The organism is Streptomyces sp. CB02980 (assembly GCF_014451325.2).
GTDB lineage: Bacteria > Actinomycetota > Actinomycetes > Streptomycetales > Streptomycetaceae > Streptomyces.
On the sequence record NZ_JACSCH020000009.1, the window covers coordinates 126,139 to 143,323 of the forward strand.

The 17,185-nt window shown below is 73.3% G+C and carries 14 protein-coding genes; 9 read left to right on the plus strand and 5 right to left on the minus strand.

Features of this window, described 5'->3' with window-relative positions:
• Positions 1–38: 38 nt before the first annotated feature.
• Positions 39–944, minus strand: coding sequence for a DUF4184 family protein (locus E0F75_RS20330; RefSeq protein ID WP_187623962.1), 906 nt, complete (start codon positions 942–944; stop codon positions 39–41).
• Positions 945–1,227: 283 nt separating this feature from the next.
• Here E0F75_RS20330 and E0F75_RS20335 point away from each other — a divergent pair, with 283 nt between their 5' ends.
• From E0F75_RS20335 to E0F75_RS20345, 3 genes are all read left to right on the plus strand, one after another.
• Entirely contained in the window at positions 1,228–3,030 is a 1,803-nt protein-coding gene (locus tag E0F75_RS20335; RefSeq protein WP_187623963.1) for a lytic transglycosylase domain-containing protein, read from the plus strand.
• A gap of 257 nt (positions 3,031–3,287) precedes the next feature.
• On the plus strand, positions 3,288–3,428 hold the full coding sequence (locus E0F75_RS20340; RefSeq protein ID WP_106975990.1) for an SPW_0924 family protein: 141 nt from the start codon (positions 3,288–3,290) through the stop codon (positions 3,426–3,428).
• A gap of 9 nt (positions 3,429–3,437) precedes the next feature.
• A complete protein-coding gene (locus E0F75_RS20345) occupies positions 3,438–4,418 on the plus strand; it encodes a DUF3068 domain-containing protein (RefSeq protein WP_187623964.1) in 981 nt (326 codons plus the stop codon).
• On the opposite strand, the gene E0F75_RS20350 is transcribed toward E0F75_RS20345, so the two are convergent.
• Together E0F75_RS20350 and E0F75_RS20355 are read right to left on the minus strand one after the other, a co-directional pair.
• Positions 4,402–7,101 carry an ATP-dependent helicase C-terminal domain-containing protein gene (locus E0F75_RS20350; RefSeq protein ID WP_187623965.1) on the minus strand — a complete coding sequence of 900 codons (2,700 nt, stop codon included), beginning with the start codon at positions 7,099–7,101 and terminating at the stop codon, positions 4,402–4,404. The genes E0F75_RS20345 and E0F75_RS20350 overlap by 17 nt on opposite strands.
• Positions 7,102–7,184: 83 nt before the next feature.
• On the minus strand, positions 7,185–8,024 hold the full coding sequence (locus tag E0F75_RS20355) for a class I SAM-dependent methyltransferase (protein WP_187623966.1): 840 nt from the start codon (positions 8,022–8,024) through the stop codon (positions 7,185–7,187).
• A 346-nt stretch (positions 8,025–8,370) separates the two neighbouring features.
• On the opposite strand from E0F75_RS20355, the gene rpsA reads away from it, so the two are divergent.
• From rpsA to E0F75_RS20375, 4 genes are all read left to right on the plus strand, one after another.
• Positions 8,371–9,885, plus strand: a complete 1,515-nt coding sequence (rpsA, locus tag E0F75_RS20360) for a 30S ribosomal protein S1 (RefSeq protein WP_187623967.1) — start codon at positions 8,371–8,373, stop codon at positions 9,883–9,885.
• A gap of 240 nt (positions 9,886–10,125) precedes the next feature.
• Positions 10,126–11,064: a PAC2 family protein gene (locus E0F75_RS20365; RefSeq protein ID WP_187623968.1), complete on the plus strand. Its 939-nt coding sequence runs from the start codon at positions 10,126–10,128 to the stop codon at positions 11,062–11,064.
• A gap of 31 nt (positions 11,065–11,095) precedes the next feature.
• Positions 11,096–11,698 carry a dephospho-CoA kinase gene (gene coaE / locus E0F75_RS20370; RefSeq protein WP_187623969.1) on the plus strand — a complete coding sequence of 201 codons (603 nt, stop codon included), beginning with the start codon at positions 11,096–11,098 and terminating at the stop codon, positions 11,696–11,698.
• A gap of 50 nt (positions 11,699–11,748) precedes the next feature.
• Positions 11,749–12,117, plus strand: a complete 369-nt coding sequence (locus tag E0F75_RS20375) for a tetratricopeptide repeat protein (RefSeq protein WP_187624134.1) — start codon at positions 11,749–11,751, stop codon at positions 12,115–12,117.
• Positions 12,118–12,165: 48 nt separating this feature from the next.
• On the opposite strand, the gene E0F75_RS20380 is transcribed toward E0F75_RS20375, so the two are convergent.
• Both E0F75_RS20380 and E0F75_RS20385 read right to left on the minus strand, forming a co-directional pair.
• A complete protein-coding gene (locus E0F75_RS20380) occupies positions 12,166–12,435 on the minus strand; it encodes a DUF6343 family protein (RefSeq protein ID WP_187623970.1) in 270 nt (89 codons plus the stop codon).
• A gap of 75 nt (positions 12,436–12,510) precedes the next feature.
• Complete coding sequence (locus tag E0F75_RS20385) at positions 12,511–12,849, minus strand: hypothetical protein (protein WP_187623971.1); 339 nt, start codon at positions 12,847–12,849, stop codon at positions 12,511–12,513.
• A 208-nt stretch (positions 12,850–13,057) separates the two neighbouring features.
• Between E0F75_RS20385 and E0F75_RS20390 the strand changes: the two genes are divergently transcribed.
• Together E0F75_RS20390 and E0F75_RS20395 are read left to right on the plus strand one after the other, a co-directional pair.
• Positions 13,058–15,916: a DEAD/DEAH box helicase gene (locus E0F75_RS20390; protein ID WP_187623972.1), complete on the plus strand. Its 2,859-nt coding sequence runs from the start codon at positions 13,058–13,060 to the stop codon at positions 15,914–15,916.
• Entirely contained in the window at positions 15,913–17,181 is a 1,269-nt protein-coding gene (locus E0F75_RS20395; protein WP_187623973.1) for an SWIM zinc finger family protein, read from the plus strand. Before E0F75_RS20390 ends, E0F75_RS20395 begins: the two co-directional genes overlap by 4 nt.
• Positions 17,182–17,185: the final 4 nt, after the last annotated feature.

Sequence of the window (17,185 nt, forward strand, 5' to 3'; positions counted from 1 at the left end):
GGCAGGTGGGCGCCACGGCTTCACCCCGCCGGAGAGGATCAGCGAGATCCCTGACGAGGGCGCTCCGCCCGAGGCGCCGGGCGGTCCCCTTCTCCCGGCGACGGGGGAGGGGCGACCGCGGCCTCCGGCCGCGCAGCGGGCGACGCCCCCAGAAGCCGTGCCCCCGTCCCGTACAGCACGAGGCCGACGGCGAGCCCCGCACCGGCCCCGAAGCAGGCCGTCGGAATGACGTCCAGGGGCGTCTCGATCCGGTCCCAGCCCCAGTACGCGGCCCAGCGCAGCACCCGGTGGGCCATCCCGGCGAGGACGCAGCCGCCGATGAGTCCGGCCGCGAGCAGCCGCCCGCGTCGGCCCGGGACCCGTACCCCGGTCGGCAGCTCCACGCCCGCGGCGGAGCGGAGCGCCCGCGCCGTGAACCAGACCAGGAGTCCGAGCGCCAGCGCCGAACCCCCGTACTGCGCATAGAGATAGACGGGGAACCCGGCCACGACGTCACCGAGGAACGGGATCATCCGGGTCCCCCAGCGGTCGAGGTGGGTGAAGGAGTCCCACACGACATGGGTCGTCGAGCCGACGACCGCGGAGAGGCCGAACCACCCGGCGAGCACGGCCGGGTGCCGGTCGCGCCAGACACCGCCCCGGACGAACCCGTACACCCGCCCGCGCCACCGGGCGGGCAGCAGCACGACGAGCGGCTCACGGACCGTCAGCCACAGGGCCACCAGCGCGGCGGTGATCAGGACATCGGCCGTGACGATCCCGACGGGGGAGTGGGTGACGTCCCCGAAGACCATCGCCCCGGGGAGGGCCGTCGCCGCGAAATAGGTCATGTCGGGCGCGAAGGAGCCCGCGACGAGAGCGGACGCGACCAGCGGTCCGCGCGCGGTGCCGTTCCGCCGCAGTCCGGGCAGCACGGCAGCGGCATGGCTCAGCGTGAACGGCAACGGGTGTTCCCCCAGGTTCCGGTGGCGACGGCCGCAGTACATCATCGGCCGCAGTGCAAGAGGTGATCGACCCTCTGCCCGGTTCCCGCCCGGGGGCGCCGGGCCACCTCCGCTCCAGTCGCTCTCCGTGTCCGACCTGGGAAGTCGTCAGGCGGCCGAGAGGTGACGAAAGCGTGAAAGGCGGTCAGGCGCCGGTGTCCGGTGGACCGGAGTTGGCATAGGGTCGCCAGAGGTCTCGCGCGGGGAGCGCGGGACCTCAGTCGAGGGGGAAGGGACCACGGACATGTCAGCGCACTTGGGCCGCAGGCTGCGCAAGGGGGCCACCAGCGGTGCGGTGGTGGCCGCGGCGGTCGCCGCGCTCGCCGCCTCACAGGCGCCGGAGATGACCCCGCCGCCCACCGACAACGCCGGCGGGGACCGGGCCATCGGTGCCGGGGACACCGCGCCGCCGTCCGGCGACGGCTCCGCCACCGGCGACTCGCCCTACTACACCGAGCTGCCGCCGCTGAACACGCCGAACAAGCCCGGGCTGCCCCCCGTCAAGCTGCCGGTGATCACCGGCCCCGCCCAGGCCGGCATACCCGCGTCCGTGCTCGCCGCCTACCAGCGCGCCGAACAGTCGATCCGTTCGACCGCCCCCGGCTGCAACCTGCCCTGGCAGCTGCTCGCCGGCATCGGCAAGGTCGAGTCCGGACAGGCGCGCGGCGGCCGGGTCGACGCCAACGGAACCACCCTCTCGCCGATCCTCGGCCCCAAGCTCGACGGCGTCGGATTCGCCAACATCTCGGACACCGACGACGGCGCCTTCGACGGTGACCGCACCCACGACCGCGCCGTCGGCCCGATGCAGTTCATCCCGTCCACCTGGGCCACCTGGGGCCAGGACGCGAACAGCGACGGGAAGAAGGACCCGAACAACATCTACGACGCCGCGCAGGCCGCCGGTCTCTACCTCTGCGCCAACGACCGCAACCTCGCGCTCAAGGCCGACCTCGACCGCGCCATCCTCAGCTACAACCGCTCGACGGAGTACCTGAACACGGTCATGTCGTGGTTCGAGTACTACCGCCGCGGCACCCACCAGGTCCCGGACGGCACGGGAGTGCTGCCGGTCGACCGAAGCGACGACCGCGGCCAGGACAACCGCCCCACGTCGCCGCTCTCACCGGCCCCGACGACCCCCGCTCCGAAGCCCTCCGAGACGGGCGGGCCGAAGCCCAAGCCCACGAAGCCGGGCGGGCCTTCGGAGGTCACCAAGCCGCCGGTGAAGCCGACCCCGCCGGTGAAGCCCCCGGTCACGCCGCCGACGAAGCCGCCCGTTCCGCCGACCGTGCCGCCGGCCGTCAAGGTCGCGCGCCTCGCGGTCGTCTCCTCCGGTCCCCTCACCGCGACCACCGGAAGCGCCTTCACCAAGGCCCCGACGGTCGCGGCGCTCGACGCCGCGGGCGCGCCGATCACCGGTGTGAGCATCCGCTTCGAGATCACCGGCACCACCGACACCCGCTTCTCCGGCGGCGCGACGACCGCGACCGTCACCACGGGCTCGGCAGGCATCGCCGCCGCCCCCGCCCTGCGGGCGGGCGAGAAGACCGGGTCGTTCACGGTCAAGGCCACCGTCGTGGGCCGCGGCATGGACGCGACCGTGTTCACCGCGACCGTCACCGAACGACAGGCCGACGCCCTCGCCCGGGTCGGCGGCGACCCGCTGTCGGCCACCATCGGCACCACGTTCGGCCAGTCCGTGCAGGTGAAGGCCACCGACAAGGGCGCGATCGCCCCCGGTGTGCTCGTCACCGCCGTGATCGCCGACGCCGCGGGCACCGAGGAGAGCGCCGACGGCCCGTCCTTCAAGGACGGGGTCCGTAGGCTCGTCCTGAAGACGGACGAGAACGGGCTGATCTCGCTGCCGGCGATCCTCGCGGGCGACAAGGCCGGCGAGTACGTGCTCCGCCTCACCGCGCCCGGCGGTGGCACCACGGAGATCAAGCTGATCGTCACCGCGCCCACCGCGACCCCGAGCCCGACCCCGGAGCCGACCTCCTCCGGCACGGGCTCGCCCGAGGCCTCCCCCTCGCCCTCGGCCTGACCCGGCCGCGCATCCCTCTCCTCCCCACGCGCCGCTCCTCCGCCCCCACCGGGCGGGGGAGCGGCGCTTCACGTTCCCCTGGCGGGCGGCGCTTCGCGTTCCCCGGGTGGGCGGGCGAGCGGCCTTTCGGGATGTCGGGGTGGGAGCGGCACCGGGATCCCCGGGCAGGGTGGTGCAACGTGTTCTCATCTCGCGGTCGCGTTGCTACGGTGCCCCCGCCCTGACGACCTATCAGATCGCACCCCGGGAGGCCGACCATGCGTGCCCTCGTCGCCGCCGCCATCGGACTCGCCCCAGTCCTCCTCTTCGTCCTCCTCGTCTCCGTGGTCGATCTGCCGCCCGACGGGCCCACCTCGCCCAAGCCCCTGCTGACCGCCGATCCCGGCCCCAAGAAGTAGGGGGCGACCGTGCGCCGCCGAGCCAGCCTCGTCCTTCTCGCCCTCGCCGTCTTCTGCGTCGCGATGGCCCCGACCCTGCGCTGGTACGCCTTCCCCCGCCTGGCGAAGATCCCGCCGAACCAGTACCAGGAGACCGTCCTGGAGGCGCAGCCCGCGACCCTGCTCAACTACTCCACGCTCAAGGCGGAGAAGGTCGACAAGATCACGATCATCCAGACCCTCAAGGGCAACGTGGAGGAGTCGCGACGCATCGAACGCGACGCCGGGCGCGACGTCGTCGTCTGGGACGCCCTCGCCTACATCACGGGCCCCGACGGCAAGATGGTCTCCAGGATCCCCGAGCGGTACATCTTCGACGCCCACACCCAGGACCCGGTCAACGCCACCGGCGAATCCGTCGACGGCGACCCGGTCCGGCGCGAGGGCATCGAGTTCAAGTGGCCCTTCCTCACCGAGAAGCGGGACTACCAGTACTTCGACGCCCAGACCCGCACCTCGTCCCCCATCCACTACAAGGGCACCCGCACCTTCCGGGGCATGGAGGTCTACTACTTCGAGCAGACCATCCCCTGGACCAAGGTCCCCATGCCCAAGACCATGCCGGTCAAGATCCCCCCGGAGATCATCGCCGAATCCGGACTCACCCGCTGGTACACCACCAAGCGGATGTTCTGGATCGAGCCCGTCACCGGCGCCCCCGTCAACGGCGAGGAGATCCACAAGGAGGAGCTCCGCAACGCCAAGGCGCTGATGGGCGTCGACACCCTCACCGTCTTCGAGGGCCATGTGAAGATGCGCGAGGACTACATCGAGAGCGTCGGCGAGTTGGTCGCCTCCAACCGCCTCACGGTCCTCCTGCTCGTCTCCTATGTCCCCTGGAGCCTGACCTTCCTCGCGCTGCTCCTCCTCGCCCTCGCGCTCTGGCTGGAGGCCCGCTCCCGCCGCCCGGCGCCGGAACCCGCCGCCGCCCCGCTCACCCCTCCCGTCTGAGCCGCGCGCTCGTGAACCGGGTCGCCTCCGCCGCGGAGGGGTCCTCGGGCCACGGATGCTTCGGATACCGGCCTCTCAGCTCCGCCCGCACGGACCGGTAGCCGTCCCGCCAGAACGACGCCAGGTCGGCGGTGACCGCCGCCGGCCGCCCGGCGGGGGAGAGGAGATGGACGAGCACCGGGACCCCCGCCACCCGAGGGGTGTCCGCGAGCCCGAACATCTCCTGGAGCTTCACCGCGAGCACCGGCCGCTCACCGCCGTACTCGACCCGGATCCGCGAGCCGCTCGGCACCTCGATCCGCTCGGGCGCCAGCTCCCCCAGCCGGCCCGCCTCGCCCGACGCCCAGGGCAACAGCCGCCGCAGGGCGTCACCGGCGTCGATCCGCCCCAGATCGGCGCGCCGCGCGGCCCGGGAAAGCTCCGGCTCCAGCCACTCCCCGGCCCGCTCGACCAGCGCCTCGTCCGCCACGTCCGGCCAGGGTTCCCCCACCTCCCGGTGCAGGAAGGCGAGCCGGGCGCGCAGCTCCCCGGCCTCCCGGCTCCATCGCAGCAGCCCGAGCCCCTCGCGCCGCAGCCCGTCGAGCAGGGCCTCCCGCACGAGCGCGGGATCCGCCTTCGCCCCCAGCGGCCGGACCGTCAGCTCGACCGCGCCGAGCCGGTCCACCGACCGCGCGACCACGTCCCCGTCCTCCCAGCGGACCTCCTCACCGGTGGACCGCAGATGCCCGGCCGCCCGCCGCGCCATGTCCTCGTCCACCACCGCCGCCAGCCGCACCCGCGCCGTCGCGTCCCGCGCCGTACGGTCCGCCACCGCCACGGCCAGCCACGGGGTGGCCCGCAGCCCGGAACCCTCACCGAGCCGGGCCCCGCTCCCCGAGACCATCAGATAGCCGCCCTGCTCCCGCGCCCTCGCCACCCGTTCGGGGAAGGCGAGCGCCGTCACCAGACCGGCCACCGCGTCGTCCCCGGTCGGCGCCCCCGCCGAAGCCCCGGCGTCAGCGCGGTGCGCCGAAGCCCCCGAAGCCGTCGAGGTCCCCGAAGTCGCCGAGGTCCGCGAAGTCGCCGAGGTCCGCGAAGTCGCCGAGGTCCCCGAAGCCGTCGAGGTCCCCGAAGTCGCCGAGGTCCGCGAAGCCTCCGAGGCGCCTCCGCCCACCGCCTCCGCCGCCGACCGCTCCAGGCGGCGGGCCTCCGCCTTCCACCGGGCGCCGTACCCGTCGGTGCCCCGGCGCGCGGCGCGCCAGGCCGCCGACAGGTCGTCCCCGTAGTCGCGCGGCGGCTCCTCGCTGAGCAGCGCCACCACCTCCGCCGCCCGCCGCACCCCGACCTCCGGCGCACCGTCCAGGAGCGCACGGCCGAGCCGGGGATGGAGACCGAGCCGGGACATCCGTACCCCTCGATCGGTGGCCCGCCCGGCCTCGTCCACCGCTCCGATCGAGCCGAGGACCGACCGCGCCGCCGTCATCGCCCCGGCGGGCGGCGCGTCGAGCAGCGCCAGCCCCTCCGCCGTCGGGTCGCCCCAGCAGGCCGCCCGCAGGGCGAAGTCCGCCAGGTCGGCGACCTTGATCTCCGGCGACGGGAAGCGCGGCCTGCCCCCGTCGCTCGCCTCCGCCCAGCAGCGGTAGACGAACCCGAAGGCCTCACGGCCCGCCCGGCCCGTGCGCTGGGTCGCCGTCGCCTCCGAGACCGTCACCGTCGCCAGCGAGCCGAGACCGCGGGCGTGGTCCATGCGGGGCTCACGGGCCAGACCCGAGTCCACGACGATCCGCACCCCCGGCACCGTCAGGCTGGACTCCGCCACCGAGGTCGCGAGCACCACCCGCCGCCGCCCGCCCGGCTCCGTACCGCGCAGCACCGCGTCCTGCACCGCCGCCGGTGCCCGCCCGTGCAGCTGGAGCACCTCCGCGTCGACGCCGGCCAGCATCCCGGCCGTCCGTGCGATCTCCCCCGTACCCGGAAGGAAACAGAGGACGTCCCCCTCGTGCCGCTCCAGCGCGAGCCGGACCGTCGCGGCGACGTGCCGGAGCAGCGCCGGATCCACCCAGGTGCCGTGGGCCGGCCGGATGCCCGACGGCGGCGCCTCGAAGAAGACCCGGCAGCCGTGGCCCTCGCCCTTGCTCCACACCACCGGCGCGGGACCGCCGCCGTCCAGGACCGTGAGCAGATCCGCCCAGGCCGCCGCGTCGCTCGTCGCCGACGCGGCGATCAGCTTCAGCTCCGGCCGCAGGGTGGCCCGCACGTCCACCAGGAAGGCCATCGCCGTGTCGGCGTCCAGATGCCGCTCGTGGCACTCGTCGAGCAGCACCACGTCGACACCCGCCAGCTCCGGATCGCGCTGGAGCCGCTGGAGCAGAATGCCCGTGGTCACCACCTCGACCCGCGTCGAGGGGCCGGTCCGCCGCTCGCCGCGCACCGAGAAGCCGACCGTGCCGCCGGCCTCCTCGCCGAGCAGCCACGCCATCCGCCGGGCCGCCGCCCGTACCGCCATCCGCCGCGGCTCCGCCACCAGGACCCGCCGCCGCGGTCCCGCCCCTATGAGACCCGCGAGCGCGAGCGGCACCAGCGTCGTCTTGCCCGTGCCGGGAGGCGCGGACAACACGGCCGTACCGCGCCGGTCGAGCGCGGCGAGCAGCTCGGGGACGGCATGGCGGACGGGGAGAAGGTCGAGTGCGTCGTTTCGGATCACGCACTCAGTCTCGTACGCGCCGCGAAAAAGGTGGGCCCCGTTGTCCACAGGACCCACCTATTAGTAGGACAAGCGCGGTGCCGCTACTCCATGCGTTCGCAGACGAAGACCGCCGTGCCCGGGATCAGATTCCCCCGCAGCGGGGACCAGCCACCCCACTCCTGGCTGTTCCACTCCGGCCACTCGGGCTCGACCAGGTCGAGCAGGCGGAAGCCGCCGGCCACCACGTCCCGCACCCGGTCGCCGATCGTCCGGTGGTGCTCCACGTACACCGCCCGCCCCTGCTCGTCCTGCTCCACATAAGGGGTGCGGTCGAAATAGGAGGCCGCGACCGAGAGGCCCTCGGGACCGGGCTCGTCCGGGAACGCCCAGCGGATCGGATGCGTCACCGAGAAGACCCACCGGCCGCCGGGCCGCAGCACCCGCCGCACCTCCCGGAACACCTTCACCGGGTCGGCGACGAACGGCACCGCGCCGTACGCCGAGCACGCCAGGTCGAAGGAGCCGTCCCTGAAGGGCAGGTCACCGGCGTCGGCCTCCACCAGCGGCACGTCCCCGCCGATCCGCAGCGCGTGCTGGAGCTGGCGGTGCGAAAGGTCGAGGGCCACCGGCCGCGCCCCCTGCGCCGCCAGCCAGCGCGAGCACTGCGCCGCGCCCGCCCCGATCTCCAGGACGTCGAGGCCCTTCAGCGAGGCGGCCGGCCCGAGGAGCCCGGCCTCGGCCTCGTCGAGCCCCTCCGGACCCCAGACGAACCGGTCGTCGCCCAGGAACGGTCCGTGATCGCTCTGGTACTCGTCGGCGTTCCTGTCCCACCAGCCGCGGCTCGCCCGGCTGCTCTCCGCGTCCCCCGCGTCACGCCGGGTCGCCTCCGCCTCCTCCTCGGCCGAGTCGGAGGGGACTTCGTGTTCGTACTCTTGGTTCATCTCGCCCGCCGATGTAGTTTGCGCTCAGTGCCGCTGTGTGCGGATCCCGCCGATGAGGCGTGGAAGGACACGAGTTGGTGCCGGAGTTGAGTAGATCTGCCCCGGGTGCGCGCTTCGCGCATTGACCCTGTCCGGCCGCCCCCGTATGCTAAAGGTTGCGCTGCGGGCCTGCGCGCCTCAGACGGAGCAGGCCGCGCTCGTACCTGTTGTATGTCCCCTCGGTTTTCGAGGCTCCTCCCGTTCGCGGGAAGGGGGCCTCATTGGCTGTCCGGCTTCTTGGTGCGATACGGGCTCTCGGCGTAGCAGTACCTACGACTTTCTGTCCGTAACCGGAGCCCTTTCCCACATGACGAGCAGCACCGAGACCACCGCCACCAGCACCACCCCGCAGGTTGCGGTCAACGACATCGGTAACGAGGAAGCCTTCCTCGCCGCGATCGACGAGACGATCAAGTACTTCAACGACGGCGACATCGTCGACGGCGTCATCGTGAAGGTCGACCGGGACGAGGTCCTGCTCGACATCGGTTACAAGACCGAAGGCGTGATCCCGAGCCGTGAGCTCTCGATCAAGCACGACGTCGACCCGAACGAGGTCGTCAAGGTCGGCGACGAGATCGAGGCCCTGGTTCTCCAGAAGGAGGACAAGGAAGGCCGCCTGATCCTGTCCAAGAAGCGCGCTCAGTACGAGCGTGCCTGGGGCACGATCGAGAAGATCAAGGAAGAAGACGGCATCGTCACCGGTACCGTCATCGAGGTCGTCAAGGGTGGTCTCATCCTCGACATCGGCCTCCGCGGCTTCCTGCCGGCCTCCCTCGTCGAGATGCGTCGCGTCCGCGACCTCCAGCCCTACGTGGGCAAGGAGCTCGAGGCGAAGATCATCGAGCTGGACAAGAACCGCAACAACGTGGTCCTGTCCCGCCGCGCCTGGCTCGAGCAGACCCAGTCCGAGGTTCGCCAGACGTTCCTCACCACCCTGCAGAAGGGTCAGGTCCGCTCCGGCGTCGTCTCCTCGATCGTCAACTTCGGTGCCTTCGTGGACCTGGGTGGCGTCGACGGCCTCGTGCACGTCTCCGAGCTGTCCTGGAAGCACATCGACCACCCGTCCGAGGTTGTCGAGGTCGGCCAGGAGGTCACCGTCGAGGTTCTCGACGTGGACATGGACCGCGAGCGTGTCTCCCTGTCGCTGAAGGCGACGCAGGAGGACCCGTGGCAGCAGTTCGCCCGGACGCACCAGATCGGTCAGGTCGTCCCGGGTAAGGTCACCAAGCTGGTTCCGTTCGGTGCGTTCGTCCGCGTGGACGAGGGCATCGAGGGTCTGGTCCACATCTCCGAGCTGGCCGAGCGCCACGTGGAGATCCCGGAGCAGGTCGTCCAGGTCAACGACGAGATCTTCGTCAAGGTCATCGACATCGACCTCGAGCGTCGTCGCATCAGCCTCTCGCTGAAGCAGGCCAACGAGTCCTTCGGTGCCGACCCGGCCTCGGTCGAGTTCGACCCGACCCTGTACGGCATGGCCGCGTCCTACGACGACCAGGGCAACTACATCTACCCCGAGGGCTTCGACCCCGAGACCAACGACTGGCTCGAGGGCTTCGAGACCCAGCGCGAGGTGTGGGAGACCCAGTACGCCGAGGCGCAGGCTCGTTTCGAGCAGCACCAGGCTCAGGTCATCAAGTCCCGCGAGGCCGACGAGGCCGCCGCTGCCGAGGGCGCTGCCGCCCCGGCCGCCGGTGGCAACGCCGGTGCGAGCATCTCGGGTGGTTCGTACTCCTCGGAGTCGGACGACAACTCCGGCGCCCTGGCGTCGGACGAGGCGCTCGCCGCCCTGCGCGAGAAGCTGGCCGGCGGCCAGAGCTGAACAGGCTCTCCGCTGAGCGCTAGCCGCTAGCGAATCGAGGCCCGCTCCCCTTCGGGGGAGCGGGCCTCGGTCATGTTCCGGGGTCTCCGACTCCGCTCCTCCCCGCCGCGAGAGCCGCGCTCGCCCCGAAAGCCGCGCTCCTCGCCCCGAAGGCCGCACCCGTACGGAAGATCGTGCCGTCCGGGAATGGCGTCGCCGCGCGAGACGTTTCCAGAGAGAACACGAGGAGGAGCGGTAATCGTGCTTGATCCCCAGGATTTGTACGAATGGGACGCCAAGGGCCTGGCTGTCGTCGACCTGGCACTGGCGCAGGAGTCGGCCGGGCTGGTCATGCTGTACCACTTCGACGGCTACATCGACGCGGGGGAGACCGGTGAGCAGATCATCGAGGGCCTGCTCGACTCCCTGCCCCACCAGCTCGTGGCCCGCTTCGACCACGACCGGCTCGTGGACTACCGCGCCCGTCGCCCGCTGCTGACGTTCCGCCGCGACCGCTGGACCGCGTACGAGACGCCGTCCATCGAGGTCCGCCTCGTCCAGGACGCCACCGGCGCCCCCTTCCTCGTCCTCTCCGGCCCGGAGCCGGACGTCGAGTGGGAGCGGTTCGCCGCCGCCGTCCGGCAGATCATCGAGCGCCTCGGCGTGCGCCTCTCCGTGAACTTCCACGGCATCCCCATGGGTGTGCCGCACACCCGGCCCGTCGGCCTCACCCCGCACGGCAGCCGTACCGACCTCATGCCGGGCCACCGCAGCCCCTTCGACGAAGCGCAGGTCCCCGGCAGTGCGGAGGCCCTGGTCGAGTACCGGCTCACCGAGTCCGGCCACGACACCCTCGGTGTCGCCGCGCACGTCCCGCACTACGTCGCCCGCTCCCCGTATCCGGACGCCGCGCTGACCGCGCTCGAGGCCGTGACGGCCGCCACCGGACTTGTCCTCCCCGCGGTCGCGCACTCCTTGCGGACCGAGGCCCGTCGCACCCAGACCGAGATCGACCGCCAGATCGGCGAGGGCGACGAGGAGCTGGTCGCGCTCGTGCAGGGCCTTGAGCACCAGTACGACGCGGCGGCCGGCGCGGAGACCCGTGGCAGCCTGGTCGCCGAGCCCGTCGACCTGCCGTCGGCGGACGAGCTGGGCCGCGAGTTCGAGCGCTTCCTCGCCGAGCGGGAGGGCGACTCCTGACCCGCCGGGGGCAGGCCCTAAGCTGCCGCTCATGCTGAAGGTGGGCCTGACCGGCGGGATCGGCGCCGGCAAGAGCGAAGTGTCACGGCTGCTCGTCTCGTACGGGGCCGTGCTGATCGACGCGGACCGGATCGCCCGCGAGGTCGTCGAGCCCGGCACGCCGGGGCTCGCGGCCGTCGTGGAGGCCTTCGGGGAGGACGTCCTCACCACGGAGGGGACGCTCGACCGGCCGAAGCTCGGCTCCATCGTCTTCGCCGACGCCGGCCGCCTCGCCGCCCTCAACGCCATCGTGCACCCGCTGGTCGGGGCCCGGTCGGCGGAGCTGGAGAGCCGGGCGGGCACGGAGGACGTCGTCGTCCACGACGTACCCCTGCTCGCCGAGAACGGGCTCGCGCCGCTGTACGACCTGGTCGTGGTCGTGGACGCCTCCCCGGAGACCCGGCTCGACCGGCTCGTACGGCTCCGGGGCATGGCCGAGTCCGAGGCACGGGCCCGGATGTCGGCCCAGGCCACGCGCGCGCAGCGGCTGGCCGTCGCGGATCTCGTGATCGACAACGACGGGCCGCTCGACGCGCTCGAACCGCAGGTGCGGAAGGTCTGGGACGAGCTGGAGCGCCGCGCGTCGGTGGAATGAGGGTGCCGGGTCCGGTGTTCAACCACCGGATCGAGGGGAAGGATGCCATGGTGGCCGACAGAAACCCGGAAACGCACGTCATCGATTTCCGCGCAGCCGAGCATCTGCTGGCCGCGCGTGACCCTCGTGGCGCCGTGAAGCTCCTGGACTCGGTGATCGCCGCCCATCCCGAGAACACGGCGGCGCGTCTGCTGCGGGCCCGTGCCTTCTTCGCCGCCGCGCAGCTGCGACCCGCGCAGCTGGAGTTCGAGCTGGTCCTGGAGCGCGAGCCGGACAACGCGTTCGCGCACTTCGCCCTCGCCCGCACCTTCGAGCGATCCGGCCTGACCGCCCAGGCCACCCGGCACTTCCGCCTCGCGGCCGCGCTGGACCCGAAGCCGGAGTACCTCCGGGCCGCCGGGTTCGACACGGAGAAGTAGGCGCGGAGACGTACGCGCGGGGATGGACGAGCCGGCGAAACGCGGGCGTCAGCGACCCGTGCCGCCGTGATCCGGCTCGTACGGCGGGATGTCCCGGCCCGGCTGCCAGTGCGGGCCCTGGCGGATGTGGCGCACCACCATCGCCAGGTCGACCAGGACGACGAGGAACAGCACGCCGCAGGCCGCGGCCCATCCCGGCCGGTCGAGCAGCGAGAAGACGATCGTGCCGAAGGCGGCCCAGAGCAGTCCCCACAGGCCCAGCCAGAAGCGCATCCGCAGGGGACTGCGCGCGGTCGCCGGTTCGTTCCCGGAACGCATGACGGTCACCATCTCCCGTCCGAGCCCCGAAGGGCTCTTCCAGGATGGACCCTGTGGCGGGGTGGAGGGAACCGGCTAGTGGATGACGTTGTAGCTGCGCCACGGCAGGGCGCCCGGCGCGATCTGGTTGCTGCTGTTGGTGGGGAGGTAGATGTTGTGCTTCCCCTTGCAGTCGCGCGTCGGGAACAGCCTGATGTCGACCAGGGTGTTGTTCTCGACCCTGGTCACCCCGCTGGGGGCGAGGAGGCGGTGGCAGCCGTTCACCGAGGGGCTCGTCACGGTCACCACGACCTCGCGCTCCGTCTCGTACGAGAGCGTGCCGACCATGGTGCGTCCCAGGCTCGAACAGCCGGCGACGGCGAAGGTGAGCAGCACGGCCCCGGTGGCGGTCGTGAGACGCCGGCGAACGGACATGGCGGTTCCTCTTCTGTCGGAGTCCGGGTCGGTGTTCCGGCGGCACCTCGGGTGCACCCGGTTCAGGCCACCCTCGCGCGCCCGGGGGCCGGTGTCATCCGCTGCTGGGCCGCTCGGGCGAACCCGCCTGACGGCCGTTGTCAGACCCCCGCCGTAAGGTCGGAGATCCAGTCGACACTCGTCACCCGGTGGGAAGGAGCGCGGAGCCGTGTCACACACCTGGACGACCAGCGCCGCCGTCTTCCTGCCGGCCGCGCTGCCCCGTGAGGGCCGTGTGGCCTTCTGGGCGCCCGACGGCGGTGCGCTGCCGGACCCGGCGGAGAGCGGCGCGGAGCGCGTCGAGCTGACGGTCGCCCGGCGGCACGGCAGCGGCGCCCGGAGCCGGCCCGTCCCCGCCCTGACCCTCCCGGTCGACGCCGCGCTGCCCCATCTCGTAGCGGCCCGCCACCATCCGGCCGCCCACCCCGCGACCGCCGGCTGGGGCGCCGCCGCCCTGCACGCCCTGCATCTGGTGGCCCGCGGCCGCATGCTGCCGGGTCTGACCGCCGACGACCTGGACGCCTGGCGGGCCGGCCCCCTGGACGCCGACGACATCGCCCATCTGCGGGCCGTCGCCGCGGCCCTGCCGTACGAGGCGCACGCCGTGCCCGTGCCCGGGCGGGGACCGCTGCGCCTGCCCGATCCCGAGGCGCTCGTGCGCGCCTTCCTCGACGCGGTCGCCGACATCCTGCCCAGGACCCCGGCCGCCGCCCACGCGGTGGGCGCGCCGTTCGCCGCCCGTGCTCCCCAGCATCTGCCCCGCGCGCGTGCCTGGGCCGCCGAGGCGGCGGCCGGGATGGACGCGGGCGTCCGGGTCTCGCTCCGCCTGGACTTCTCACCCTACGAACTGTTCGACGCCGCCTCCGGCGACGAGGCCGACGACGCCGGCCGGACCCCGCGCGGCGAGCGCCACGCGGCCGCCGCGCTCCTCCAGATCCACAGCCTCGCCGACCCCACCCTGGTCATCGACGCCACGGCCCTCTGGGCGGGCGACGGCGAGCACTTCGGGCCCCGCGCCCGGATCGACGCGGTCCTCGCCCTGCGCCGGGCCGCCCGTGTCTGGCCCCCGCTCGCCCGGCTCCTGGAGCGGGACGTGCCCGACGTCCTCGCGGTCACCGAGGACGAGCTGTACGAACTGCTCGGCCCGGCCGCCGCCCGGCTCGCCGACGCCGGGGTCGCCGTCCACTGGCCGCGCGAGCTGGCCCGTTCCCTCAGCGCCTCCGCCGTCGTCAGCACCCACGCCGCGCCGGGCTCGGCGACCGACGGCACCGCGTTCTTCGACAGCGAGGAACTCCTGCGGTTCAACTGGCAGCTGGCCCTCGACGGCGACCCGCTCACCGAGCGGGAGATGGATCACCTCGCCGAGGCCCATCGGCCGATCGTGCGCCTCCGCGACCAGTGGGTCGTCGTCGACCCCGATCTCGTCCGCAAGGCGCGCAAGCGGGAACTCGGCCTGCTCGAACCGGTCGACGCCCTCGCCGTCGCCCTCACCGGCACCGCGGAGGTGGACGGCGAGACCGTGCCCGCGGTCCCCGTCGGGGCGCTCGCCGCGCTCCGCGACCGGCTCCTCGCCGGACCCGAGGACGTGCAGGCCCCGCCCGGTCTCACCGCCACCCTCCGCGACTACCAGCTGCGCGGCCTCGCCTGGCTGGACCTGATGACCTCGCTCGGCCTCGGCGGCTGCCTCGCCGACGACATGGGCCTCGGCAAGACCGTCACCCTGATCGCCCTCCATCTGCGCCGCGCCCGGCGCGCCCCCACCCTCGTCGTCTGCCCGGCGTCGCTGCTCGGCAACTGGCAGCGGGAGGTGGGGAGGTTCGCCCCCGACGTGCCCGTCCGGCGTTTCCACGGCGCCGAGCGCGACCTCGACGGCGCCGAGGGCGGATTCGTCCTCACCACCTACGGCACGCTGCGGACGAGCGCCGCCGAACTGGCGGGGCGGGAGTGGGGGATGGTCGTCGCCGACGAGGCCCAGCACGTCAAGAACCCGTTCTCCGCGACCGCGAGGGCGCTGCGCGAGATCCCCGCGCCCGCTCGGGTCGCCCTCACCGGCACCCCCGTGGAGAACAACCTCTCCGAACTCTGGGCGCTCCTCGACTGGACCACGCCCGGTCTCCTCGGCCCGCTCAAGGCCTTCCGCTCCCGGCACGCCCGCGCCGTCGAGAACCACGAGGAGATCGAGCACGAGGAGGCCGTCGAGCGGCTCTCCCGGCTCGTCCGGCCCTTCCTGCTGCGCCGCCGCAAGTCCGACCCCGGCATCGTCCCCGAGCTGCCGCCGAAGACGGAGTCCGACCACCCCGTCTCCCTCACCCGGGAACAGGCCTCGCTGTACGAGGCGGTCGTCCGCGAGACCATGGCGCGGATCGAGGAGGCCGAGGGCATCGCCCGCCGGGGCCTCGTCATGAAGCTGCTGACCTCCCTCAAACAGATCTGCAACCACCCCGCGCAGTACCTGAAGGAGGAGGCGCCACGCGGCAGCGGCACCGCGCGCCTCGCCGGCCGCTCGGGGAAGCTCGCCCTGCTCGACGAGCTCCTGGACACGATCCTCGCCGAGGACGGCTCGGTGCTCGTCTTCACCCAGTACGTGACGATGGCGCGGCTCCTCGCCGACCATCTGGCCGCGCGTGGCATCCAGGCCCAACTCCTCCACGGCGGCACCCCGGTGGCCGAGCGGGAGCGGATGGTCGACCGCTTCCAGGCCGGCGAGGTCCCCGTCTTCCTGCTCTCCCTCAAAGCCGCGGGCACCGGCCTCAACCTCACCCGGGCCGGCCATGTCGTCCACTACGACCGCTGGTGGAACCCGGCCGTCGAGGAGCAGGCCACCGACCGGGCCTACCGCATCGGGCAGACCCAGCCGGTGCAGGTCCACCGGCTGGTCGCCGAGGGCACCGTCGAGGACCGGATCGGCGAGATGCTCCGCGCCAAGCGGGCCCTGGCCGACGCCGTCCTCGGCTCCGGCGAGGCGGCCCTCACCGAACTGACCGACCGGGAGCTCGCCGACCTGGTGTCCCTGAGGAGGCCCTCGTGACCACCCCCCGGGGCGCGCGCGGAGCAGTGCCCCGCCACGACGACCGCCGCCGCAGCTTCCCGCAGGTCGCGCCCCGCGAGGCCCCCGACGGGCGGTTCGCCGCCACCTGGTGGGGCAACGCCTGGGTGGAGGCCCTGGAGGACACCGCCCTGGACCCGGCCCGCCTCGCCCGCGGCAAGGCGTACGCGGGGCGCGGCCATGTCGACGCGATCACCGTCACCCCCGGCCGGGTCGTCGCCTACGTCCACGGCAGCCGGCCCCGCCCGTACCGCACCGAGATCAGGATGCGAACCCTCGGCGACGACGGCTGGGAGCGGTTCCTCGACGAGACGACCGCCCGGCCCGACCACATCGCCGCCCTGCTCGACAAGGACGTGCCGCACGCCCTGGAGGCGGTCACCGGACTGCTGCCCGCACCGGGCGACCTCGTCCCCGACTGCTCCTGCCCGGACGACGGTTACCCCTGCAAGCACGCCGCCGCCCTCTGCTACCAGGCCGCCCGGCTCCTCGACGAGGACCCGTTCGTCCTCTTCCTGATGCGCGGCCGCGGGGAGCAGGAACTGCTCGCCGAGCTGACCCGGCGCAACGCCGCCCTGTCCGCCGCCGAGACGACCGCCGCCGCACCCCCGATGCCCACCGTCCCCGCCCGGGCGGTGTTCGACGCGGCGGAGCGGGCCGGGCTGCCGCTGCCCCCTCCGCTGCCGGCCCCGGACCGGCCCGGCCGCCCGGCCGTGTTCCCGCCCGACCCCGACGCCCCCGACCCGCTCGCCCTCGACCTCCTCGCCTCCGAAGCCGCCGTCCGCGCCCACGCGTTCCTCACCACCGGGCACGATCCGGTGGCCGCGCTCACGCCGTGGCAGGACGCCGTCCGGCTGGCCGCCGCGCACCCCGGTTCCGGGCTGACCGCCTCGACCCGTGCCCTCTACCGGGACCTGGCGTACGCGCTGGACCGCACCCCCACCGACCTCGCCCGCGCCGTCGCCGCCTGGCGGCAGGGCGGCGCCGCCGGTCTCGCCGTACTCGAGGAGCCGTGGGATCCGCCGGCGGGTCCGTTCGACCGGGCCAGACCCGCCCTGATCGCCGCCGACTTCCCCGCCTTCCGCCCCTGGCGCAACCGGCTCTCCACCGAGTCCCTCCAGCTCCGCCTCGGCCGGGACGGGCTCTGGTACGGCTACGAGTCGGACGCCGGCCGCGAGGACTGGTGGCCCCGCGGTGCCCCCGACCACGACCCGGTCGGCGCCCTCACCGATCTTCTGGGGCGCTGACCCA

Excerpts from the sequence above, each read along its gene's own strand:
- E0F75_RS20335 (WP_187623963.1), top strand. The coding sequence starts at position 1,228 with ATGTCAGCGCACTTGGGCCGCAGGCTGCGCAAGGGGGCCACCAGCGGT.
- E0F75_RS20340 (WP_106975990.1), top strand. The coding sequence starts at position 3,288 with ATGCGTGCCCTCGTCGCCGCCGCCATCGGACTCGCCCCAGTCCTCCTC.
- E0F75_RS20355 (WP_187623966.1), bottom strand. The coding sequence starts at position 8,024 with ATGAACCAAGAGTACGAACACGAAGTCCCCTCCGACTCGGCCGAGGAG.
- rpsA (WP_187623967.1), top strand. The coding sequence starts at position 8,371 with ATGACGAGCAGCACCGAGACCACCGCCACCAGCACCACCCCGCAGGTT.
- coaE (WP_187623969.1), top strand. The coding sequence starts at position 11,096 with ATGCTGAAGGTGGGCCTGACCGGCGGGATCGGCGCCGGCAAGAGCGAA.
- E0F75_RS20380 (WP_187623970.1), bottom strand. The coding sequence starts at position 12,435 with ATGCGTTCCGGGAACGAACCGGCGACCGCGCGCAGTCCCCTGCGGATG.
- E0F75_RS20385 (WP_187623971.1), bottom strand. The coding sequence starts at position 12,849 with ATGTCCGTTCGCCGGCGTCTCACGACCGCCACCGGGGCCGTGCTGCTC.